At 59.4% G+C, this 22,216-nt stretch carries 17 protein-coding genes, 1 pseudogene and 1 riboswitch; of the genes and pseudogenes, 11 read left to right on the top strand and 7 right to left on the bottom strand.

Annotated elements, in window-relative coordinates:
* Positions 1-301 precede the first annotated feature (301 nt).
* Positions 302-631, bottom strand: a complete 330-nt coding sequence (locus C934_RS0112650) for a hypothetical protein (protein WP_018857078.1) — start codon at positions 629-631, stop codon at positions 302-304.
* A gap of 104 nt (positions 632-735) precedes the next feature.
* Here C934_RS0112650 and C934_RS0112645 point away from each other — a divergent pair, with 104 nt between their 5' ends.
* From C934_RS0112645 to C934_RS0112635, 3 genes are all read left to right on the top strand, one after another.
* Positions 736-1,164, top strand: a complete 429-nt coding sequence (locus tag C934_RS0112645) for a CoA-binding protein (RefSeq protein ID WP_018857077.1) — start codon at positions 736-738, stop codon at positions 1,162-1,164.
* A 110-nt stretch (positions 1,165-1,274) separates the two neighbouring features.
* Positions 1,275-2,558 carry an O-acetylhomoserine aminocarboxypropyltransferase gene (locus tag C934_RS0112640; protein WP_018857076.1) on the top strand — a complete coding sequence of 428 codons (1,284 nt, stop codon included), beginning with the start codon at positions 1,275-1,277 and terminating at the stop codon, positions 2,556-2,558.
* 4 nt (positions 2,559-2,562) lie between these two features.
* Positions 2,563-2,907, top strand: coding sequence for a cupin domain-containing protein (locus C934_RS0112635; protein ID WP_018857075.1), 345 nt, complete (start codon positions 2,563-2,565; stop codon positions 2,905-2,907).
* A gap of 54 nt (positions 2,908-2,961) precedes the next feature.
* On the opposite strand, the gene C934_RS0112630 is transcribed toward C934_RS0112635, so the two are convergent.
* Together C934_RS0112630 and C934_RS0112625 are read right to left on the bottom strand one after the other, a co-directional pair.
* Positions 2,962-4,323, bottom strand: coding sequence for a sigma-54-dependent transcriptional regulator (locus C934_RS0112630; protein ID WP_018857074.1), 1,362 nt, complete (start codon positions 4,321-4,323; stop codon positions 2,962-2,964).
* Positions 4,320-6,182: a sensor histidine kinase gene (locus tag C934_RS0112625; protein ID WP_018857073.1), complete on the bottom strand. Its 1,863-nt coding sequence runs from the start codon at positions 6,180-6,182 to the stop codon at positions 4,320-4,322. The genes C934_RS0112630 and C934_RS0112625 overlap by 4 nt, the downstream gene beginning before the upstream one ends.
* A 239-nt stretch (positions 6,183-6,421) precedes the next feature.
* On the opposite strand from C934_RS0112625, the gene C934_RS0112620 reads away from it, so the two are divergent.
* Positions 6,422-7,756, top strand: a complete 1,335-nt coding sequence (locus C934_RS0112620) for a dicarboxylate/amino acid:cation symporter (protein WP_026371773.1) — start codon at positions 6,422-6,424, stop codon at positions 7,754-7,756.
* A gap of 75 nt (positions 7,757-7,831) precedes the next feature.
* Here the strand turns inward: C934_RS0112620 and C934_RS0112615 are convergent, their stop codons facing one another.
* Together C934_RS0112615 and C934_RS0112610 are read right to left on the bottom strand one after the other, a co-directional pair.
* On the bottom strand, positions 7,832-9,076 hold the full coding sequence (locus C934_RS0112615; RefSeq protein ID WP_018857071.1) for a cytochrome P450: 1,245 nt from the start codon (positions 9,074-9,076) through the stop codon (positions 7,832-7,834).
* A 43-nt stretch (positions 9,077-9,119) separates the two neighbouring features.
* Positions 9,120-10,325 carry a GGDEF domain-containing protein gene (locus tag C934_RS0112610; RefSeq protein ID WP_018857070.1) on the bottom strand — a complete coding sequence of 402 codons (1,206 nt, stop codon included), beginning with the start codon at positions 10,323-10,325 and terminating at the stop codon, positions 9,120-9,122.
* 424 nt (positions 10,326-10,749) lie between these two features.
* Between C934_RS0112610 and clpP the strand changes: the two genes are divergently transcribed.
* The 6 genes and pseudogenes from clpP (at position 10,750) to C934_RS0112565 (ending at position 19,798) form a co-directional block, all read left to right on the top strand.
* The gene (gene clpP, locus C934_RS0112605; protein ID WP_007792131.1) at positions 10,750-11,379 is read left to right on the top strand and encodes an ATP-dependent Clp endopeptidase proteolytic subunit ClpP; all 630 of its coding nucleotides are present in this window, start codon (positions 10,750-10,752) and stop codon (positions 11,377-11,379) included.
* Positions 11,380-11,673: 294 nt separating this feature from the next.
* Positions 11,674-12,951 carry an ATP-dependent Clp protease ATP-binding subunit ClpX gene (gene clpX / locus C934_RS0112600; protein ID WP_018857068.1) on the top strand — a complete coding sequence of 426 codons (1,278 nt, stop codon included), beginning with the start codon at positions 11,674-11,676 and terminating at the stop codon, positions 12,949-12,951.
* Between the two features lie 413 nt (positions 12,952-13,364).
* Complete coding sequence (lon, locus tag C934_RS0112590; protein WP_018857066.1) at positions 13,365-15,779, top strand: endopeptidase La; 2,415 nt, start codon at positions 13,365-13,367, stop codon at positions 15,777-15,779.
* Positions 15,780-15,986: 207 nt separating this feature from the next.
* Positions 15,987-16,262, top strand: coding sequence for a DNA-binding protein HupB (hupB, locus tag C934_RS0112585; RefSeq protein WP_007531759.1), 276 nt, complete (start codon positions 15,987-15,989; stop codon positions 16,260-16,262).
* Positions 16,263-16,384: 122 nt separating this feature from the next.
* Positions 16,385-16,532, top strand: a riboswitch (FMN riboswitch).
* An 82-nt stretch (positions 16,533-16,614) separates the two neighbouring features.
* A pseudogene (locus C934_RS31925) lies at positions 16,615-17,516 on the top strand (DMT family transporter).
* Positions 17,517-17,587: 71 nt separating this feature from the next.
* Positions 17,588-19,798, top strand: coding sequence for an esterase-like activity of phytase family protein (locus tag C934_RS0112565; protein WP_018857064.1), 2,211 nt, complete (start codon positions 17,588-17,590; stop codon positions 19,796-19,798).
* A 65-nt stretch (positions 19,799-19,863) separates the two neighbouring features.
* Here C934_RS0112565 and C934_RS0112560 read toward each other — a convergent pair whose 3' ends face one another.
* Positions 19,864-20,850, bottom strand: coding sequence for an aldo/keto reductase (locus C934_RS0112560; protein WP_018857063.1), 987 nt, complete (start codon positions 20,848-20,850; stop codon positions 19,864-19,866).
* 308 nt (positions 20,851-21,158) lie between these two features.
* On the opposite strand from C934_RS0112560, the gene C934_RS0112550 reads away from it, so the two are divergent.
* The gene (locus C934_RS0112550) at positions 21,159-21,560 is read left to right on the top strand and encodes a (R)-mandelonitrile lyase (RefSeq protein ID WP_026371768.1); all 402 of its coding nucleotides are present in this window, start codon (positions 21,159-21,161) and stop codon (positions 21,558-21,560) included.
* A gap of 6 nt (positions 21,561-21,566) precedes the next feature.
* Here C934_RS0112550 and C934_RS0112545 read toward each other — a convergent pair whose 3' ends face one another.
* Positions 21,567-22,172, bottom strand: a complete 606-nt coding sequence (locus C934_RS0112545; protein WP_018857061.1) for a class I SAM-dependent methyltransferase — start codon at positions 22,170-22,172, stop codon at positions 21,567-21,569.
* Positions 22,173-22,216 lie beyond the last annotated feature (44 nt).

Here is a 22,216-nt window from a genome sequence, read left to right as displayed (position 1 = left end):
CCGTCAAGCAACCTGAGGATGCTGGCCCTCAAATCGATAAAAGAGGAACGTACACCAGAGGTATTTGCTCGATGGTCGCCTGTTCAACCATGAGGCGTTGCTAACATATGCAAGAACATATGTGAACATATACAGGATATACATAGAACGGTGACGGAGGCTACGGATTTGCCACCGCAGATTCTCACAAAACTGTGACAAAAGCCATCACGGAATCCATCGCTTAGCCGAAATTTTGTGACGCGCGCGCTTGAGCCCGCGAGGCTAAAGCGTCGCGATTTGGGACAGCAGAAACAAGCTTTTACAGCGAATAATTGGGAATGATAAACATCCCGTCTAAGTTGTCTATATTCTGGCAGTTCAGCACGCGACACCTCGGATTGTCCTTCGTAGGAATGGTCGTCCATTCAGCATATTGATTGGGGTCGCAATAGTTGCTGTTGCGAATGTAGCGGTCGAACAATGTCATGCCGCTCACTCGTTTCGACGGATACCGAAGGATCACGGCGCCCTCGTTATGGATCGCCGCGCGCGCTGCCTGGCAGCTCATGTTGAGCGCATTGTATCTCGAAATGGCCAGTGCCGGGGAGGCGGCCATGACGAAGGCGATCGCGACAACCAATTTTTTCATGGGAAAATCCTCCTGCTGCGTCCTAATTCCTATATACGCTGAAACGATCAGCCTGGTTTCAACCAACCCCGAAGTAAACGCGATTGTTATTGGAGGCGAAGTCCTTGAATCACGATAGGTATGAGGATGACTACATCCTCGGTATTCTGCGTTCCGTGAAGACGATTGCCCTGACGGGCGCGTCACCGAACCCCGCGCGACCGAGCAATTGCGTGATGGGCTATCTGCTGTCTCGGGGGTACAACGTTATCCCCGTGAATCCCGGTCAGGCAGGTAAGCAGATCCATGGCCAGACGGTCTACGCTCGGCTTGCCGATGTCCCGGTATTGGTCGATATGGTCGAGGTCTTCCGGGCTTCGGAATTTCTGTCGGGTGTTGTCGACGAGGCATTGGCAATGAGCCCGCGGCCGAAGGTGATATGGTCTCAGCTTGGTGTACGTGACGATGCGGCAGCGGCAAGAGCCGAGGCTGCCGGCATCAAGGTCGCCATGGATCGCTGCCCGGCAATTGAGTATCCCCGCCTCATCGGCTGAGTGGTTGGATTTTCCAAGTAACGTGCCTGGGTTGAAAAAGAACGCGATTAACTTTTCGCGGTTGTTCGCTATGCTCGCCGCCATTCGATCAAGCTGAATGGGAGGATTTCATGGCCAAGAGCGGTCCGGGTTTCAATACGTTGGCAGTTCATGCGGGGGCACAGCCCGACCCCACGACCGGCGCACGCGCGACACCGATCTACCAGACGACGGCTTTTGTCTTTAACGATTCGGATCACGCGGCGGCCCTCTTCGGTCTGCAGCAGTTCGGCAACATCTACACCCGGATCATGAACCCGACCCAGGCCGTGCTCGAAGAGCGCGTCGCGGCACTCGAAGGTGGCACCGCGGCGCTTGCCGTTGCGTCCGGCCATGCGGCCCAAGTGATTGTCTTTCACACGCTGATGCGCCCCGGCGAGAATTTCGTGGCCGCGAAGCGCCTGTACGGAGGCTCTATCAACCAGTTCGGTCATGCCTTCGATAATTACGGCTGGCAGGTTCGCTGGGCAGATTCCGCGGATCCCGCGAGCTTCGAAAGCCAGATCGATGGCAAGACGCGGGCAATCTTCATCGAGAGCCTCGCAAACCCCGGCGGTACCTTCGTCGACATCGCTGCGATCGCGGCAGTGGCGCACAAGCATGGCCTGCCTCTGATTGTCGACAACACCATGGCGAGCCCCTATCTCATCCGGCCGATCGAACACGGTGCCGATATCGTCGTGCATTCACTGACGAAGTTCCTGGGCGGTCACGGCAACTCCATGGGCGGCATGATCGTCGATGGCGGGACCTTCGATTGGTCGAAGTCCGGCAACTATCCGATGCTGTCTAGCCCGCGGCCGGAATATAACGGCGTGGTCCTGCATTCGACATTCGGCAATTTCGCATTTGCCATCGCCTGCCGCGTGCTTGGCCTGCGCGATCTCGGTCCGGCCATTTCTCCCTTCAATGCATTCCTGATCCTGACCGGCATCGAGACGTTGCCGCTGCGCATGCAGCGCCACAGCGATAACGCGATTGCCGTCGCAAGGTGGTTGAAGGCGCACAGCAAGGTCGCCTGGGTGAATTATGCCGGCCTCGAGGACGACCCGAACCACACGCTGCAGCAGCGCTATTCGCCGAAGGGCGCCGGCTCCGTCTTCACCTTTGGTGTCAAGGGCGGCTACGAGGCCGGCAAGACGCTGGTCGAGGGGTTGGAACTGTTCTCGCATCTCGCCAACATTGGCGACACACGCTCGCTCGTGATCCATCCGGCATCGACCACGCACCGGCAATTGACGGACGAGCAAAGGATCGCCGCCGGCGCCGGGCCCGACGTCGTTCGCCTTTCGGTTGGCATCGAGGACGTGAAGGATATCATCGCCGATCTCGAGCAATCGCTGGCGAAGATTTGAGGCAATGGCAAACTACCTGACTTTTGACATCAACGGCGTCGAACCGGAGTTCGGCGCCCCGGATGCCGACCGCATACTGGCCGGCGACCCGCGGTTCAAAACCTGGAACTTGGAGGAGGCCGATGGCGGCCTCTATTCCGGCATATGGGAGGCGACGCCCGGCAAGTGGCGGATCGCCTATGACGAGTGGGAATATTTCAACGTGCTTTCGGGCCACTCTGTTGTCACGGAGGACGGTGGTGACGCTGTGCATCTTCGCGCAGGCGATCGGATGATCCTCAGGCCCGGCTTTAGGGGAACCTGGGAAGTGGTTGAAACGACTCGCAAGGATTATGTCGTCCGCCTTTGACTGCGTGGCGGAAGGCGAAGGTCTGGTCACCGATCGGCACGGCGGTCACAGGCGCTAGCTTCTGTCGGAAGAGGCGAAATCGCTGCGGACGATGCCGTGGCGCTGGAGCTTGTCGTAGAATGTCTTCCTGGGAATGCCGAGGTCCGCGATCGTGCGGCGGACGTCGCCGTCATTGGCGTTCAGAGCTTCGCGAATGATGTGGGCCTCGTAGCGTTCGAGCCGGTCCGGAAGCGACAAGGCTCCATCCGTCTCCGGTTCTGCTGCCGGAGCACGATCCGAGACCTGCCCGACGCCGAGCACGAACCGTTCGGCAAAATGTGACAGTTCGCGCACGTTGCCCGGCCAGTCGTATTCCCGCAGGTGGCGATGGATCGACGAGGGGATCGTGGGCACGTCTCGCTTGAAGCGGCTCGCGGCGCGCTCGGCGAAGTAGCCGAAAAGCAGCGGAACGTCATCCCTTCGCTCCTTGAGTGGCGGGATCGAGATCGTCACGACATTGAGCCGATAATAAAGATCCTCACGAAAGTCGCCACGCTGGCGGGGATCACTGAGATCGATCTTGGAGGCGGCGACAACACGCAGGTCGACCGGTCGGACCTCGTTGGTGCCAAGCGGCGTAACCTCGCGCATCTCGAGCACACGCAGCATCTGCACCTGGGTTGCCGGCGGCATGCTCTCGATCTCGTCGAGAAAAAGCGTTCCGCCGCTCGCATGCTCGATGCGACCGATGCGCTTTTTCTGCGCGCCGGTGAAGGCGCCGGGCTCATGACCGAACAGCTCGCTTTCGACCACGCTTTCCGGCAGCGCACCGCAGTTGAGTGCGACGAAATTGCCGGATGCGCGTCGACTCCAGCGGTGGAGCAGGCTTGCCACGACCTCCTTACCGCTGCCGGTTTCTCCCATCAGGAGAACGTCGACATCGGTGTCGGCAATCTGTCGCAGGGTGTGGCGCAGCCGCTCCATCGCCGGCGTCTGGCCGATCAGCGGAAGGTCGTCGCGTGCCTCTTCGGTCGCCTTGCGCAGAGACCTGTTTTCCATCACGAGACGACGCTTTTCGGCGGCGCGCCGCACGCTCTGGATGAGCCGGTCTGTCGCGAACGGCTTGGTGACGAAATCATAGACTCCGTCCTGCATGGCTTTCACCGCCATCGGAATATCGCCATGTCCTGTGACCAGGATGACCGGCAGATCCTCGTCCCGTTGTCGCACGCGACCGAAGAGCTGCAGGCCATCGATCCCAGGCATCCGGATATCGGAAACTACGACGCCTGCGAATTCCGGGCTCAATGCCGCCAGTGCTTCCCCCGCGTCGGAAAAAGCCGAAACGGAAAAGCCGGCGAGCTCAAGCGTCTGCTTCGTTGCCCGCAGCAGGTCCTTGTCGTCATCGATGAGAAAAATCGGCGTTACATCGGTCATGCCATGGCCTTCCGCAGGTGCACCGTAAAGCAGGTTCCGTTCGCATCGCTCGTCACGTCGATGCGGCCGCCATAGTCGGCCACGATGTCCTTGGAAATGACGAGGCCGAGACCCAAACCTCTTTCCTTGGACGTATTGAACGGCGTGAAGAGCGACTTCAGGATGTCAGGCGAAATCCCCGGGCCGTTGTCGGCGACCTTGATTGCAACTTCGTCGCCTGTCTCTGTCACCGAGACGTCGACCTTCGCGTCGGCTCGCCCGTCAAGGGCCTCCAAAGCATTCTGGAACAGGTTGATCAGGATCTGTTCAAGCCGGATCCGGTTGCCGAGTACGCATAGCCTCGCTGGAGGCGGCCGAATATCGAGTGCTTCCAGTTGTCCGGCAAAGCGGCTTTTCAGCAGAACAACCGCTCCATCAATAACACTCAGCAATTCCACGGGCTCCGGCGCCACGCGGCCCTTGCGCGCAAATGCCTTCAACTCGTCGGTAATCGCTCCGATCCGTTCGGTGAGGCCGGCAATCGCCTCCAGGTTTTCGTCCACCTGATTCGTCTGCCGGCGTTCCAGAAAGACGCGGGCGTTGTCTGCATAGGCGCGTATGGTCGCGACCGGCTGGTTGATCTCGTGGGCCACGCCCGCCGCCACCTGGCCGAGGATCGCGAGCCGGTTCGCCTGCACCAGTTCCTGCTGCACGACCTGCAGCCTTGCTTCGGTTTCCCTGTGATCGGAGATTTCGGCCTGCAGACGGTCGCGCGCCCTGCTGAGATCGTCGGTTCGCTCGACGACCCTTCGCTCCAGCTCCTCGCGCATGGCTTGTTCTTCCGCGATCTTGGTCGCGGCCGCCTGGCGCCTCCATAGGAGAAACGCTGCGATGGCGAGAATGGGCAGAAGGACGGCAAGCGACAGTAGGCGCATTTCTCGAACGGACGCGGCGACCGGGGCATCGGTCGGTACCAGATACTCGAGATGCCATGGGGTGGTGGGAACTGGCGTTGCTAGGCGCAAATATTCGCCTTCGCCACTGCCGGGAAGAACGGCGGAAACAAGCGAGGCCTCGGCATCGATTGGCCGGGGCCGCATGATAGGCAATTTCGCCAACGGCGCATCGCCGAACTGTTGGCTGTTGCGGATGGCGGCAAGCTCAGCCTCAGGCACCGGACCGTTGATCATAAAACGCCAGGAGGGGATACTGGTGATCAGAACAACGCCGCGATTGTCGGTGACATAAACAGGACGATGCGTATCGCGCCAATCGCTCTCAAGCTGGTCGAACTCGAGCTTGACGACCACGACGCCAAGGGGCGCCGCCGCACTGCCGACGCGGCGCGAAATGTAGAGGCCAGGGCGCTTGCTGACACTGCCTAGGGCAAAATGCTCGGCGGTTCCTTCATCCATCGCCTTTCGGAAGTAATCGCGGAAGGCGTAGTCGTTGCCGACGAAGCTGATGGGCTCCCGCCAGTTGCTCGAGGAGACAGCGATACCGTTGGGACCAATGACGTAGAGCACCGCGGCCTGCGTTCCCGTGACAAGTCGCTCCAGCTTCCGGTTCAAGATGTCGATTGCATCGCTGCTTTTGGACGAGAGGCCATCGAGAACCTGCTGGTCCTCGGCAAGAAGCAGGGGCAGGGCGCGTGGCCTCTCCAGAACGGCGTTGAGCAGCGCCACCTTCAGGCTCGCATCGGTCCGGCTCTGGCTCACAATCGTATCGATGGCGGCGCGACGCCCATAGACGGTCGCGCCGAACAGCGTGGCAAGGATCAGCGCTGCCGAAACCGAAGCAAAGAGGATCCACGTTCGCCGTACCCGCCGGCTGGCACGGTGGAAGGAACCGAAATCCGATCTCGAAGAGGATTGAAGCATTGTTCACTCTGTGCGTAATTCCGCACTCACGTCAAATCAATTTGTGCGAAAATGCGCTCATCTCTTTTGCTTTACGGCGCGGACGAACAATAGACTGTTGCGAAATCAATATCTTAATAGCGGCGTCGCAACTTGGCACGCATGTTGCAAAACCTCCGCAAACAGCCGCGTGGCTGTTGAATTGGTAACGCAATCGCCCCGGGAGGCCACCGTTGGTTTTGGGGCACATGGAGGACATCATGGGTGCAGCACTTCCAGTCGCGCAGCCGCGCGGCAAGGTTCCCTTCTATCGGCTTCTCTACGTGCAGGTTCTTGCCGCCATCTGTGCTGGCATCCTGCTCGGTCATTTCTATCCCGATATCGGCACGGCTCTGAAGCCGCTCGGCGACGCTTTCATCAAGCTCGTCAAAATGATCATCGCCCCCGTCATCTTCTTGACCGTTGCAACCGGCATCGCCGGCATGTCGGACCTGCAGAAGGTTGGACGCGTTGCCGGCAAGGCGATGCTGTACTTCCTCGTCTTTTCGACGCTGGCATTGGCTGTCGGCCTGCTGGTGGCCAACGTGATACAGCCGGGCGCCGGCATGCATATCGATCCGGCGACGCTGGATACCAAGGCCGTCGCAAGCTACGCGGAAAAGGCTCATGACTCGACCGTCACGGGCTTCCTGATGAACATTATCCCGAACACGATCGTTGGTGCTTTTGCCGACGGCGACATTCTTCAGGTGCTGTTCTTCTCCGTCCTGTTCGGTATCGCGCTTGCCATGGTCGGCGATCGCGGTCGGCCGGTCGCTGACTTCCTGCAGTCACTGACGGTGCCGGTCTTCAAGCTGGTGGCGGTCCTGATGAAGGCAGCTCCGATCGGCGCTTTCGGCGCCATGGCGTTCACCATCGGCAAATACGGCATCGGCTCCATTGCAAACCTGGCAATGCTGATCGGTACCTTCTATCTGACATCGCTGCTCTTCGTTCTGGTCGTTCTCGGTGCGGTTGCCCGCTACAACGGGTTTTCGATCCTTGCGCTGATCCGTTACATCAAGGAGGAGCTGCTGCTGGTGCTCGGTACGTCTTCTTCGGAAGCCGCGCTTCCGGGCCTCATGGCCAAGATGGAACAGGCAGGCTGCAAGCGCTCTGTCGTCGGTCTCGTCATTCCGACCGGCTATTCCTTCAACCTCGACGGCACGAACATCTATATGACGCTCGCAGCCCTCTTCATCGCTCAGGCGACGGATACCCCGCTGACGCTGGCAGACCAGATCCTGCTTCTGCTGGTCGCGATGCTGAGCTCCAAGGGCGCTGCCGGCATCACCGGTGCCGGCTTCATTACGCTTGCCGCAACGCTCTCGGTAGTGCCCTCGGTTCCAGTGGCAGGTATGGCGCTAATCCTCGGTATCGACCGCTTCATGTCGGAATGCCGCGCGCTGACCAACTTTGTCGGCAACGCGGTCGCGACGGTCGTCGTCGCCCGCTGGGAAAATGAACTTGATCAGACGAGGTTTGCTGCGGCCATGGCCGGCAGGTTGCCTCCGGAACCGGTCGACGGTGTGCCGGCTCTGCAGGCCGCGGAATAACGCCAAACCGTAAGGTGTTGGAAGCATGACAGAGAGGTCCGCGTTCTCCGGAACGCGGACCCTTTCCATTGGTGCCTACCAGGCGAGATCCAGCCGATCCAATCCGTGGAAGTGATAGACGTCCTTCACAACAGGTGTACGGGCAAGCCTGAGCCCAGGTAGTCTCTCGAAGAGAATTGGCAGGACGACGTTCAGTTCGAGCCGAGCCAACGGCGCCCCGATGCAGAAGTGGATACCCGCGCCAAAGGACACGTTGGCGGCCTCATTGCGGTCAGGCTTGAACGTCAGCGGATCACTGAATCTTGTCGGGTCGAGATTGGCTGCCGCCAGAATGAGGCTCACCTTGTCGCCGCGCTTGAACGAAATGCCGTCGATCTCGACGGGCTCCAGCGCCCAGCGCTGGAAGATGTGGACCGGTGCGCAAATACGCAGGGACTCTTCGACGGTTCGCTCGGTGGTGGCTTCGTCCTTAAAAAGGTCGGCCGGATCGCGTCCGCTGTCCAGAATGATGCGCACCGAGTTGCCGATCTGGTGCACCGTCGCCTCGTGACCGGCATTGAGCAATACGATCGTCGTCGAAACGAGCTCGTCCTCTGTGAGATACTGGCCCTTGTGTTCGGTGTGGATCATGTGCGTCAGAAGGTCGTCCCGCGGGTTGGCGCGACGCTCGGCAATGACCGTCTTTACATAGTCCGAGAACGCCTTCGCGGCCCGTTCGGCGCCATCCTCGTCCTCGCGGGTTCGGCCGAAGAGATACATGCGGATGTAGGCATGCGACCACTCCAGGAGTTGCGGTCCCATTTCCTCCGGAATGCCGATCATGCGGGCAATCATCGTCACCGGAATGATGTCGGCAAACGCCGAAAGCAGCTCGACTTCGTTGTTTTTCCCGAAGCCGTCGATGAGCTTGTTGGCAAGCTCGGCGATTTCCGACTTCATCTTCTCAACGTGACGAGACACGAAGGCGCGGTTGACGAGCGTTCGCAGACGCGTGTGTTCAGGCGGCTCCAGTTCAAGCAGCGAGTATCGTTCCGCGAGATCGAAATTCGCCACGTGCTGTTCCGGTTCGGGAAGGCCGAGTTCTTCACGGCTTGCGATGTGCTGGATCTGGCGGCCGAAGCGGCGATCGCGCAGCAGGCCGTTCACATGGTCATAGCCTGTGAAGAACCACTGCTTCTGCTGCTCCCAATAGAATGTGGGGCAATGCGCGTGCAGAGCCGCGTAGACGCTGTTCGGATCGCTGTAAAAGGCAGGATTGCTTGCGTCCAGCGAGACGTGGCGTGTGGCGGGATCGATGGAAAGAAATGGTGGGATCATCATGCTTCGAGGCTTAGCGGATTTGCCAAGCCTCGAAAAGATAGGGTCAGCCTCTCGACAGCGATCCAACGCGGCGGAGCGCGTGGATTTGGTCGTCGAGTGTTGGAACCAGTTCGCCACTTGTTTGATCCGGCTGCGGAGGCAGTGGTGCCGCGGCTTCGGCTTCACCGAAGATGACGGTGCAGTTGCGGCCGGCTGCCTTTGCGGCATAGAGCGCCCGATCGGCTGCCGATACGAGCTTGTCCATGTTTGCCTCGATGGCTGAGGCAAGGGCAACGCCGGTGCTGAATGTTGCCGGGACGATCGCGTCGCCGGTGCTCACGGGCACACGGCAAAACTCCGCCCGGATCGTCTCTGCCAGCGCTTCAGCTTCTGTCTGGTCGGCGACGGTCGTGAAGGCTGCAAACTCCTCGCCCCCCATGCGGCCGAAAGCTCCATCCGGCACGAATTGATTGGCCAATCGGGCAAACACTGTCAGCACGACGTCGCCGGCCTGATGGCCGAACCGGTCGTTGACGCGCTTGAAGTGGTCGAGGTCGAAAAGCAACACGGCGACCTGACGGTTACTGTTGAATGCACGTTCCCGGATGGCATCGAAGCGTCCGAAGAGGCCGCGTCGGTTCAAGACGCCAGTCAGAGAATCGGTGAGGCTGAGCATGCGAAGATGCTTCTCCGAGCGCTCCATGATGACGAGGCAGGTGAGAGCGCACGCCAGGATGAGCAGGAAGCCCGTTGCCATCGCGGCGCTGCCCGCGAAGTTGACAGCTTCCGTATCAGTGGGGCCGAGGATTGCCATTGCCAGCGCAGTACCGAAGCACAGGACGCCCTGGACCACGAAGATGGCGCCGAGTTTGCCTCTCGAGCCCTCGTTGCGCTTGCCTGCCATGCAGACTGCCATCGCGAGTGCCGTCGCGCCGGTGGCTGAGGCTAGATTGTAGAGAATGACGCGATTGGTGTAGTCGTCGTTGACCCACGGCAGGAAGACGCCGCCCAGCCAGACGAGCGGTGGCAGCAATGCCCACCATTCGAGCTTGCGACGATCAAGCGCGAGGTACCCGGCAACCCACGCGCTCTGCCCAGATAGTGCGATCGTGTTGGCGATCTCGATGGAAAGGATGGCGGGTATCTGCCCGCGCAGGGCCGCCATTGCGAAACCCACGCCGCTAAGGAGAAAGCCCGTTCCCCAATAGAAATAGGCCTTGTTTCGGACATTGTGGCGCCAGGCCATGAACGCTACCAGCGCGAGCGTCATGGCTTCGGAGCACCAAATGGCTAATCCAGTCGTAACATTGAACACGGCAGTACCCCTTGTATTGCGCGTATCCTTTCGGAAAAAACTGGCAACTTCATTAATTGTGCTTGCGCGCCACTGCATTTTTGTGCGGAGTTGTCTTTAGGCTTTCCTTTCTGTGAATGAAGGGCAGTTGCGGGCGGATTCAGAATTCGTTTATCCTGATGCCGACAAAAGCTGTGCGACAGCGCGATCGTCGCCCGTTCCTCGAATCTATTTCGTCGGAATCAGCGTACATCGGGCGAAAAGTTGTTCGCCTTGCTCCGGTCCCTCTTCACGTTATCCATCGGCGCGTCTTGAAGAGGAGGGCAGGGAAGCTCTATGTAGGGATAGGCATTTTCTTTGATTCCCGGCCATAGCCGGCAGACGTTGACAAAGGACGCACATGAGAAACCCAGTCGATACCGCTATGGCCCTCGTGCCGATGGTCGTGGAACAGACCAATCGCGGTGAACGCTCCTACGACATCTATTCGCGCCTGCTCAAGGAACGCATCATCTTCCTGACCGGGCCTGTCGAGGATCACATGGCGACGCTCGTCTGCGCCCAGCTCCTCTTCCTCGAGGCCGAAAACCCGAAGAAGGAAATTGCGCTCTACATCAATTCTCCAGGCGGCGTTGTGACTGCCGGCATGGCGATCTACGACACGATGCAGTTCATCAAGCCAGCCGTCTCGACGCTCTGCATCGGCCAGGCTGCGTCCATGGGCTCGCTGCTGCTTGCTGCCGGCCACAAGGACATGCGCTTTGCCACCCCGAATTCCCGCATCATGGTGCATCAGCCATCAGGCGGCTTCCAGGGTCAGGCATCTGACATCGAGCGTCACGCCCGCGATATTCTCAAGATGAAGCGCCGCCTGAACGAAGTTTACGTCAAGCATACAGGCCGCACCTACGAGGAAGTTGAAAAGACCCTTGACCGCGACCACTTCATGGATGCGGACGAGGCTCAGACCTGGGGTGTCATCGACAAGGTCCTGACATCTCGCGTCGAGATGGAAGGTGATGCCGCCTAGTGAGAAGTAGGAATGGTGTTGTATCCGCCACAGTTCTATCTCATTTGTGATCGAACAAGGGAAGAAACCCGGTGGCGGGTGCGGCAATCTCAAGTATTAATGCTATGTTGAATTTTTATGACATAGCATCGGCAGTCGAAGGGGAGTTCGTTGCCGCCGGCGCCAGGACAGCTTAGTTTGGACCGGTTCGTACCCCTTAAACGGCCTTGGCCGGCTGGGGCTCCAAGCGTGGAGCAGGCCAATGAGTGGACCGTTATTTCACCTTGAAATGCGGCGTGCTGGAAGGAAAGTGATATGAGCAAGGTCAGCGGCAGCAACGGCGGCGACTCCAAAAACACCCTCTATTGTTCGTTCTGCGGAAAGAGCCAGCACGAAGTCCGGAAGCTTATCGCCGGACCGACCGTTTTCATCTGCGATGAATGCGTCGAATTGTGCATGGACATCATCCGCGAGGAAAACAAATCCTCGATGGTCAAGTCCCGTGACGGCGTTCCCACGCCTCAGGACATCATCAAGGTCCTCGATGAATATGTCATCGGCCAGCGCCAGGCGAAGAAGATCCTGTCGGTTGCCGTTCACAACCACTACAAGCGCCTCGCACACGCCTCCAAGAACGGCGAAGTCGAGTTGGCGAAGTCGAACATCATGCTGGTCGGACCGACCGGTTGCGGCAAGACCTATCTTGCCCAGACGCTCGCCCGCATCATCGACGTTCCGTTCACGATGGCCGATGCGACGACGCTGACGGAAGCCGGTTATGTCGGTGAAGACGTCGAAAACATCATCCTGAAGCTGCTGCAGGCTGCCGACTACAATGTCGAGCGCGCCCAGCGCGGCATCGTCTACATCGACGAAGTCGACAAGATCTCCCGCAAGTCCGACAACCCGTCGATCACCCGCGACGTATCGGGCGAGGGCGTGCAGCAGGCGCTTCTGAAGATCATGGAAGGCACGGTTGCCTCGGTGCCCCCGCAGGGCGGCCGCAAGCATCCGCAGCAGGAATTCCTGCAGGTCGACACCACGAACATCCTGTTCATCTGCGGTGGCGCATTCGCCGGTCTCGACAAGATCATCTCGGCTCGCGGCGAGAAGACCTCGATCGGCTTCGGTGCAACGGTTAAGGCCCCGGACGACCGTCGTGTCGGCGAAGTCCTGCGCGAACTGGAGCCGGAAGATCTGGTCAAGTTCGGCCTCATCCCGGAATTCATCGGCCGTCTGCCTGTCCTGGCGACGCTCGAGGATCTCGATGAGGATGCACTGATCCAGATCCTGTCGGAGCCGAAGAACGCACTGATCAAGCAGTACCAGCGCCTGTTCGAGATGGAAGACGTGGAACTCACCTTCCACGAGGACGCTCTCCGCGAGATCGCCCGCAAGGCGATCATTCGCAAGACCGGTGCCCGCGGCCTTCGTTCGATTATGGAAAAGATCCTCCTCGACACGATGTTCGAACTGCCGGCGCTGGAAGGCGTACGCGAAGTCGTCATCTCCGAGGAAGTGGCACGCGGCTCCGCCCGTCCGCTTTACATCTACGCCGATCGTCAAGATGAGAAGGCCAACGCTTCCGCGTGACCTTAGAGATATCTTTACGATACGAACTGTGAATTTGAGGGGCTTGCCGTTGGCGGGCCCCTTTCTATTTCAAAATCAGTGCACGACCCTGATAAATCTTGCTAAAGAGGTCTGAAACCACTTCTGTTGCCGTTGCGGATTCCCCCGCCCTTGGCAATTATGGAATGATTCCGTTGGTGTGTTTCGGTCTTGTGTTTTAGCCGCTTCGGAAGTGGTAGCCGCTGACTTGGCACGGCGCTCCAGAATGAAGGTATTCCGTTGTAGCATAGCTGTCATGTCCAGGGGGACACCGGCCATGGCGCAGCTTGAAAAGCATAATCAGAACCTCCACTTGTTGTCTCAAGTGGAGTGCGGCCCGGTTCTAGTGGCCGCGCCAGAAGAGCCCGGAAACGGGACGATGGAAAGGAAATAAAATGACGAAGAAAACGTCAGTTGCGAGCACAGCATATCCGGTTTTGCCCCTGCGCGACATCGTCGTCTTCCCGCATATGATCGTGCCCTTGTTTGTCGGCCGAGAGAAATCGATCCGTGCGCTTGAGGAGGTCATGGGATCGGACAAGCAGATCATGCTCGTCACGCAGATCAATGCGAGCGATGACGATCCGGAACCGTCTGCCATTCACAATGTCGGTACTGTCGCCAACGTATTGCAGCTGCTGAAGCTGCCTGATGGCACCGTCAAGGTTCTGGTCGAAGGTCGCGCCCGCGCCGAGATCGACGCTTACACGGATCGTGAGGACTTTTACGAAGCCCTTGGTCACGTTCTCGAAGAACCGCATGACGATCCGGTCGAGCTTGAAGCGCTTAGCCGCTCGGTCGTTTCCGAGTTCGAGAGCTACGTAAAGCTCAACAAGAAGATCTCGCCCGAGGTCGTTGGCGCTGCCAGCCAGATCGACGACTATTCGAAGCTCGCCGATACGGTTGCCTCGCACCTGTCGATCAAGATCACCGAGAAGCAGGAGATGCTGGAAACCACCAGTGTCAAGGCACGCCTCGAAAAGGCGCTCGGCTTCATGGAAGGCGAGATCTCGGTCCTTCAGGTCGAAAAACGCATCCGCTCGCGCGTCAAGCGCCAGATGGAGAAGACCCAGCGCGAGTACTACCTGAACGAACAGATGAAGGCGATCCAGAAGGAGCTTGGCGACGGCGAGGAAGGCCGCGACGAGATGGCCGAACTGGAAGAGCGCATCGCCAAGACCAAGCTTTCGAAGGAAGCCAAGGAAAAGGCTGACGCCGAGCTGAAGAAGCTGCGGCAGATGAGCCCGATGTCGGCTGAGGCGACTGTTGTCCGCAACTATCTCGACTGGCTGCTCGGAATTCCGTGGGGCAAGAAGTCGAAGATCAAGTCGGATCTCAACAACGCCGAGAAGATCCTCGAAGCCGATCACTTCGGTCTCGATAAGGTCAAGGAGCGTATCGTCGAGTATCTGGCTGTCCAGGCCCGCGCGACCAAGATCAAGGGTCCGATCCTGTGCCTCGTTGGTCCTCCGGGCGTGGGCAAGACCTCGCTCGCCCAGTCGATCGCCAAGGCGACCGGCCGTGAGTATGTCCGCATGGCTCTCGGTGGCGTTCGTGACGAAGCTGAAATTCGCGGTCACCGCCGCACCTACATCGGTTCGATGCCCGGCAAGGTCATCCAGTCGATGAAGAAGGCGAAGAAGTCCAACCCGCTCTTCCTGCTCGATGAAATCGACAAGATGGGCCAGGATTTCCGTGGCGATCCGTCGTCGGCTCTGCTCGAGGTGCTGGATCCGGCTCAGAACTCGACCTTCATGGATCACTACCTGGAAGTCGAATACGACCTGTCGGACGTGATGTTCATCACGACGGCGAATACGCTGAACATTCCGGCACCTTTGATGGACCGCATGGAAGTCATCCGTATTGCCGGTTACACCGAAGACGAAAAGCGCGAAATCGCCAAGCGGCACCTGCTGCCGAAGGCCATCAAGGAACATGCGCTGCAGCCGAATGAATTCTCGGTCAGCGACGATGCCCTGATGGCGATCAGCCAGCAGTACACCCGCGAAGCTGGTGTTCGTAACTTCGAACGCGAATTGATGAAGCTCGCCCGCAAGGCGGTCACCGAGATCATCAAGGGCAAGACGAAGTCCGTTCATGTGACGGCCGAAAACATCGACGACTACCTGGGCGTTCCGCGCTTCCGCCACGGCGAAGCAGAGCGCGAAGATCAGGTCGGCGTGGTAACGGGCCTGGCCTGGACGGAAGTCGGCGGCGAACTGCTGACGATCGAAGGCGTCATGATGCCGGGCAAGGGTCGCATGACCGTGACCGGCAACCTGAAGGAAGTCATGAAGGAATCGATTTCCGCAGCGGCATCCTATGTCCGCTCGCGCGCCGTCGATTTCGGCATCGAGCCTCCGCGCTTCGACAAGAGCGACATCCACGTGCACGTACCGGAAGGTGCGACGCCGAAGGATGGTCCGTCGGCCGGTGTTGCCATGGCAACCGCGATCGTCTCGATCATGACCGGCATCCCGGTCGACAAGAACGTGGCGATGACGGGTGAAATCACCCTTCGCGGTCGTGTTCTGCCGATCGGCGGCCTCAAGGAAAAGCTGCTCGCAGCGCTTCGCGGTGGCATCAAGAAGGTGCTGATTCCGGAAGAAAACGCCAAGGATCTGGCGGAGATTCCGGATAACGTGAAGAACAACATGGAGATCATCCCGGTGTCCCGCATGGGCGAGGTGATCAAGCATGCGCTGGTCCGCAGACCGGAAGCAATCGAGTGGGATGGCACGGTGGAAACGCCCGTCATCGCAACGGTCGAAGGGCTCGACGAAACGGGTGCAACCATAGCTCACTGAGCTTTGTTTGCCACATTCGTGCCCAATTGCTTAAAAACCCTGAAAAGGCTGGCGTTTTCGCCAGCCTTTTTTTGTGAAATTGGCACACGGGTGCTTGCATTTCCTTGATTTGCAGGCTCTTTGGGGTGCGGCGGGCCTGATGAACTCTATTCTGCGCCTGGCTTATAGATTTGAGTCGTTTCGAACCATTTAGAAAGGGGTGGAAACATGAACAAGAATGAACTCGTGTCCGCAGTTGCCGAAAAGGCAGGACTCTCGAAGACCGACGCTGCTTCCGCGGTTGATGCTGTTTTCGAAGTCGTCCAGGCTGAACTGAAGGGCAAGGGCGACGTTCGCCTCGCTGGTTTTGGTAGCTTCACCGTCTCCCATCGCGCAGCCACGAAGGGCCGCAACCCGTCCACCGGCGCAGAAGTCGATATTCCGGCTCGCAACGTGCCGAAGTTCACGCCCGGCAAGGGCCTGAAGGACGCCGTCAACGGCTGATATGAATTTACTTGGCGGCCGGGCAACGAGACCGGCGGCACAAGTTTCGAAGGGTTCGGCCACGGCCGAACCCTTTTTGCTTTTCGCGGCCTTGTCGGCACGCGCGGCATGTCATACGAAATGACCGTTCTCAGGGCGGGGTGAAAGTACCTACCGGCGGTAAAGGCCTTGGCCCGCCCGCGAGCGCCTTTTGGTCGTGTGCCGAGAGGGTCGGCAGATCCGGTGCAATTCCGGAGCCGACGGTTACAGTCCGGATGAAAGAGAATGAGCGGAGCGGGCGAGGGTGGATTCTGCCCTCGCTGCGGTATCGCGCTCATGCGTCCTGATTTGTGTTGGTTTCGGAAAGAAAGACATGAATCAGACTTCCCCTACGTTTTCCGCTTCGCGAGCAATGGTCGGTGCTGCCTGGATGATTGCCGCGGGCATCGCCTTCTCTATCCTCAATATCGTCACGCAATGGCTGACGATGAAGCTCGCTTTCCTCTCGGCCTCGGCAGCCTTCTGGCAATATGCCTTTGCCCTGGTGTTCTCGCTGCCCTTTCTCTGGCGCGCCGGTCTTGGGGCAATGAGAACGCGTTATCACTGGCGTCATGTTGTACGAGTCGCCTTGGCTGCCTTTGGGGGTAACGACCTGGGTCGCGGGGCTTGCGCAAGTACCCATCTGGCAGGCGATTGCGCTGGTAATGACGTCTCCGTTCTTCATCATCATGGGCGCACGCATCTACCTTGGTGAGTATATCGGCCCTGCGCGATGGGCCGCGACCGCAACCGGTTTCCTGGGAGCGATGATCATCCTGCAGCCCTGGTCGGACAGCTTCAGTTGGGCGGCGCTCCTGCCGATCCTCTCGGCCCTTCTCTGGGGCGCCTCTTCGTTGATCACCAAGAGCCTTACCGGAGTCGAGCGACCGGAGACCATCACCGTTTGGCTGCTCGCGCTCCTCACGCCGATCAACGGCGGATTGGCGCTAGCGGCTGGCTTCGACATTCCGACCGGCTTGACGCTCCTGCTTTTCGTTGCGGCGGGCCTCCTGACCGTGATGGCGCAGTATTTTCCTGACGTTAGCCTATTCGGCAGCCGATGCCGCTTACATTCAGCCATTCGACGATCTCAAGCTGCCGCTCAACGTGTTCGCCGGCTGGCTGGTCTTCGGCTATGCGCCGACCGGCTATCTGTGGTTGGGCGCGGTGCTGATCCTTGGGGCATCGCTCTTCATCATGCGGAACGAAATGAAGAAGGAGCGGGAGACCCGCTAGCGCGTTCAAAATATGACATCGGTGTCATCCCGGTGTCATGCCCATCCCCCAGAAAAACCTTGTGTGAACTCATGGGGGATTTCATGACAACTGTATCGCGCAAGACAGTGCTCGTTGCGGCGCTCCTGGCGACGGCCGCGTTTCCGGCCGCCGCAGAGCCCGTTTTCAATCGTATCGCAACCTTTCCGGTGGCATCCAACCTGCCACAGGAGAAAGACAAGCTCTCGGCCACTTCGGCGGAAATCATCACGGCTACCGACGACGGCATGACGCTGATCTTTAGCGACAGCCCACTCGGAGCGATTGGTTTTGTCGATATCTCAGACGCCAAGGCTCCGAAGGCCGGGGGCGCGCTGATGATGGACGGCGAGCCGACATCCGTGACATCAACCGCCGGAAAGGCGCTCGTTGCCGTCAATACGTCGAAGAGCAAGGCAAAGCCTTCTGGGCGTCTCGCGATCGTCGACGTTGCCACCAAGAAGATCGAGAACGCATGCGACCTTGGGGGGCAGCCGGATTCGATCGCACTCAACAAGGACAAGACGCTCGGCGCGATCGCGATCGAAAACGAGCGTGACGAAGAGGTGAACGACGGCAAGATTCCGCAGATGCCGGCAGGCGACCTTGTCGTGTTCCAGGTCAAGAACGGCGCGGTCGATTGCGGTTCGATCAAGCACGTGATGCTGACTGGACTGGCGGGCATCGCACCCGAAGATCCGGAGCCGGAATTCGTCTCCTTCAACGACCAGAACGAGATCGCCCTGACCCTGCAGGAAAACAACGAGATCGTCATTATCGACGCGGCGACCGCAACGGTAAAGGCGCACTTCCCTGCGGGCAGCGTCGATCTCGCGGGTATCGATACCAAGCGCGACGGCGCGCTGAGGTTCACCGGCGAACTCAAGGGCGTGTTGCGCGAGCCCGACGCCGTGAAGTGGCTGGACAACGACCGTCTGGTCGTTGCGAACGAAGGCGACTATCAAGGCGGCTCGCGCGGCTTCACGATTTTCGACAAGACCGGAAAGGTACTTTACGAATCCGGTGCCTCGTTCGAACGCGCTGTCGCCAATATCGGCCACTATCCGGACAAGCGCTCTTCCGCCAAGGGTGTTGAGCCGGAAGGCTTGGAGGTCGCGACCTTCGGCGGCCAGAAATACATCTTCCTGCTTTCGGAGCGAGCTTCGGTCGTCGGCGTCTACAAGGATACCGGCGCGGAACCGCAACTCGTCCAGATCCTTCCGTCCGGCGTCTCGCCCGAGGGTGGCGTGGCCGTCCCGTCGCGCAATCTGTTTGCCACCGCCAACGAAGTCGATCTCGGCAAGGATGGCGGACCGCGATCCCACGTAATGATCTATCAACTTGCGGAAGGCGAAATGGCCTATCCGCAGATCGTTGCGGCGGAGAAGGAGGGCAATCCGCTCGGCTTTGCAGCACTTTCGGGTCTTGCCGCCGTTCCGGAAAAGCCGGGCCAGCTGTTTGCCGTCAGCGACAGCGTTCTCGGCATGCAGCCGACGATCTACACTATCGACGCCACCAAGAAACCGGCCGTCATCACCGAATCGCTGACCGTCAAGCGCGATGGCCAGCCGGCCCAAAAGCTCGATATCGAGGGTATCGCCGTCGACGAGAAGGGCTGGTTCTGGCTGGCCTCGGAAGGCAACAGCGAGAAGCTTTTGCCGCACGCGCTGTACCACGTAAACCCGAAGGGCGAGATCAAGGAAGAAATCGCTCTGCCGAGCGAACTGACCGCCAACGAAATCCGCTACGGCTTCGAAGGCGTGACGATCATCGGTTCCGGCGACGATGCCACCCTGTGGATGGCTGTTCAGCGCGAATGGAAGGATGACGAGAAGGGTTTCGTAAAGCTCGTCTCGTACAACCCGAAGAGCACGGAGTGGGGCGCCGTCCGCTATCCGCTGGACAAGTCCGAAGCCGGTTGGGTTGGTCTGTCTGAGATTTCCGCTCAGGGCGACGGCGTCTATATCATCGAGCGCGACAACCTCGTCGGTGACGCAGCCAAGCTGAAGAAGCTCTACAAGGTCGCGGTATCGGATCTGAAGCCCGGCAAGCTTGGAGGCGAGTTGCCGCTCGTCAAGAAGACGGAAGCCCACGACTTCCTTCCGGAGCTGAAGACTGCCACCAACGGCTACGTCCTCGACAAGCTGGAAGGTTTCGCCTTCGACGCCTCCGGCAAGGCTTACGCTGTCACGGACAATGATGGCGTGGATGATTCCTCGGGTGAAACTCTGTTCTTCGAGGTCAACCTCGTCGGTACGAACTGAGATTGATTGAGCCAGAAACAGAATGGCCGGGTCTATGCCCGGCCATTTTTCTTGCAATGCCTGCCTTACCAGCGCTGGTGGACGTAAGGGGCGACCAGTCGGTCGTAGATCTCGCGCGTGGCCTCCATCACTTCGTGTGAGAGCGGCGCGAGGCTTGCTGCAGCAGCGTTGGCGCGTGCCTGTTCGGCGTTGCGTGCACCCGGAATGACGACAGTGACCGCATCGCTCATCAGGATCCAGCGCAGCGCGAAGGCCGCCATGGTCGTGCCTGATGGCACGAGCTTGCGCACTTCCTCCACGGCCTGCAGGCCGACCTCGAAGGGAACGCCAGCGAAGGTCTCGCCGACATCGAAAGCCTCGCCGTGGCGGTTGAAATTGCGGTGGTCGTCGCTCGCAAATTTCGTCTCGCGGGTGATCTTCCCTGACAGCAGCCCGCTTGCGAGCGGCACGCGGGCGATGACGGCGATGTTCCTCCGTCGAGCCTCCTGGAAGAACAGGTGATCGGGCCGCTGGCGGAAGATGTTGTAGATGATCTGGATGCTGACGACGCCAGGATATTCGATTGCCTTCAGCGCTTCCTCGACCTTCTCGACACTGACGCCGTAGCCCATGATCTTGCCGGCTTTCTGCAATTCGTTCAGGCCTTCGAAGACCTCCTGGCGATAAAGCACTTCGGTCGGGGGGCAATGCAATTGTACGAGATCGAGGCTGTCGACCCTCAGGTTCTTCAGGCTACGATCGATGAAGCCTTCGAGGTTGGCTTTGGTGTAGCCATCGGCGACATGCGGGTTGAGCCGGCGACCTGCCTTTGTCGCAACCATCGGCCGTTCTCCGCCACGGGTCGCAAGAACGTCGGCGATGATCTTTTCCGACCGGCCGTCGCCGTAAACGTCGGCGGTATCGATGAAGGTCATACCGGCATCGAGCGCCGCATTCAACGCATCGCGACCGTCCGCTTCGCTCACATCGCCCCAGGCGCCGCCGATCTGCCATGCGCCGAAGCCGATATTCGTGACGGTATGGGGCAGGTGGCCGAAAGAATGCTGTTTCATGGAAATCCTCCGCGTGATGAAATGCCTCGCCACTAGCAGTCGCCCAGGCAAGGAGCAAGCGCCTGCAGCGGAGATAGGGCGGTGTGTTGCGGTCGTCGCCATTTCTTCCGAGAAGCGACGCAATGGCGTAGCTGAGCGAGTGATTTGCGAGTTGCCTATCGTCGGACGCGCCGAAGTCTCCGACTGGTGATGCGGCGGAGGAAGTTGACATGACAGCACGTGCGATCAAGCAGGTATCGCTTGGATGCCGGGGACGCTTGGCTTACGGTCGGCTCAATTGGCCAGATCATCTTCGAAAGGAAAATCTGATGGAGATCAAACCCTGCGGATCGCGGCCCTCAATGAAGGCGCCGGCGGAATATTTCACGGGAGCGGTACGCCAGGATCCGTTGATGGACGCGCCGAGCCCGGCGCGAGTCAGGGTGGTCAGCGTCACTTTCGAACCGGGCGCGCGAACCGCCTGGCACACGCATCCTCTAGGGCAGACCCTTGTGGTGACGGCCGGAAAGGGTCTCGCGCAGAGCGAAGGCGGCCCTCTTCGTGAAATTCGCGCCGGCGACACGATCTGGTTTGCGCCAGGCGAAAAACACTGGCATGGCGCCGCACCCGATACCGCGATGACGCACATTGCAATTCAGGAAGCACTTGATGGCAGCGCCGCCGACTGGATGGAGCACGTCAGCGACGAGCAATACGCCGGAAAGGCCTGAAGCCGGTCAGAGCCGCTTCAGGCAGTAAGAAAAGTGCGCGTGCGATTCGACCGTCAGGAATTCGAATTGCCAGCCGTGGTCCTTGCAGAACTTGGTGACCGCTTCGACGACGCCATAGACGATTGGCTTCACAGTGTTGCCGGTGCAGAAGTCATGCCCGGCAATTCTTCCCGTTCGCTTGACCTTTTTCTCGCAGAGCAGAAGTTCCTGCCAGGTGAGCTCGAAGGAATGGTCCGTGTCGATGTAGGCCCAATCGAGGAAGTCGTCCTCGAATTCGGCAAGCTTTTCGAGCGAGGTTCCCTGCATCAGGTGCAGTTGCCCGCTCTCGATCTGGTCTTTGAACTGGGTGTGGATTTGATCGAGCCCCGAACTGTAGCGGTCCATGCTCCAGGGGTCGATCAGGTAAAGCTGCGCGGGCCGGTTCTTCTCGAGAATCTCGGCCGTGTATTCTCCGAACGCTGCTCCCACCTCGACGCCAACGCCGCCATTCGGGATCCGGTACAAGAGCTCGCCGCGATCCGGCAGCAGCCGTGCATTTTCCATATGGTGCGCGCTCAACTGCGTGCGCGGCATCCCCGCCCGCTGCGCCTGCCGTTCTTCGCGTGTCTTCATGATGATGTCTCGGATATGGCTTCAGTGTCTTAGGGCTTAGGCCC

Source organism: Rhizobium sp. 42MFCr.1 (assembly GCF_000377185.1).
Taxonomy (GTDB): domain Bacteria; phylum Pseudomonadota; class Alphaproteobacteria; order Rhizobiales; family Rhizobiaceae; genus Rhizobium; species Rhizobium altiplani.
The sequence above is the reverse complement of the archived record's forward strand: the minus strand, read 5'-3'. Positions and strand labels throughout refer to the sequence as shown.

Excerpts from the sequence above, each read along its gene's own strand:
- C934_RS0112650 (WP_018857078.1), bottom strand. The coding sequence starts at position 631 with ATGAAAAAATTGGTTGTCGCGATCGCCTTCGTCATGGCCGCCTCCCCG.
- C934_RS0112640 (WP_018857076.1), top strand. The coding sequence starts at position 1,275 with ATGGCCAAGAGCGGTCCGGGTTTCAATACGTTGGCAGTTCATGCGGGG.
- C934_RS0112635 (WP_018857075.1), top strand. The coding sequence starts at position 2,563 with ATGGCAAACTACCTGACTTTTGACATCAACGGCGTCGAACCGGAGTTC.
- C934_RS0112630 (WP_018857074.1), bottom strand. The coding sequence starts at position 4,323 with ATGACCGATGTAACGCCGATTTTTCTCATCGATGACGACAAGGACCTG.
- C934_RS0112625 (WP_018857073.1), bottom strand. The coding sequence starts at position 6,182 with ATGCTTCAATCCTCTTCGAGATCGGATTTCGGTTCCTTCCACCGTGCC.
- C934_RS0112620 (WP_026371773.1), top strand. The coding sequence starts at position 6,422 with ATGGGTGCAGCACTTCCAGTCGCGCAGCCGCGCGGCAAGGTTCCCTTC.
- C934_RS0112615 (WP_018857071.1), bottom strand. The coding sequence starts at position 9,076 with ATGATGATCCCACCATTTCTTTCCATCGATCCCGCCACACGCCACGTC.
- C934_RS0112610 (WP_018857070.1), bottom strand. The coding sequence starts at position 10,325 with ATGACGCTCGCGCTGGTAGCGTTCATGGCCTGGCGCCACAATGTCCGA.
- clpP (WP_007792131.1), top strand. The coding sequence starts at position 10,750 with ATGAGAAACCCAGTCGATACCGCTATGGCCCTCGTGCCGATGGTCGTG.
- clpX (WP_018857068.1), top strand. The coding sequence starts at position 11,674 with ATGAGCAAGGTCAGCGGCAGCAACGGCGGCGACTCCAAAAACACCCTC.
- lon (WP_018857066.1), top strand. The coding sequence starts at position 13,365 with ATGACGAAGAAAACGTCAGTTGCGAGCACAGCATATCCGGTTTTGCCC.
- hupB (WP_007531759.1), top strand. The coding sequence starts at position 15,987 with ATGAACAAGAATGAACTCGTGTCCGCAGTTGCCGAAAAGGCAGGACTC.
- C934_RS0112565 (WP_018857064.1), top strand. The coding sequence starts at position 17,588 with ATGGGGGATTTCATGACAACTGTATCGCGCAAGACAGTGCTCGTTGCG.
- C934_RS0112560 (WP_018857063.1), bottom strand. The coding sequence starts at position 20,850 with ATGAAACAGCATTCTTTCGGCCACCTGCCCCATACCGTCACGAATATC.
- C934_RS0112550 (WP_026371768.1), top strand. The coding sequence starts at position 21,159 with ATGGAGATCAAACCCTGCGGATCGCGGCCCTCAATGAAGGCGCCGGCG.
- C934_RS0112545 (WP_018857061.1), bottom strand. The coding sequence starts at position 22,172 with ATGAAGACACGCGAAGAACGGCAGGCGCAGCGGGCGGGGATGCCGCGC.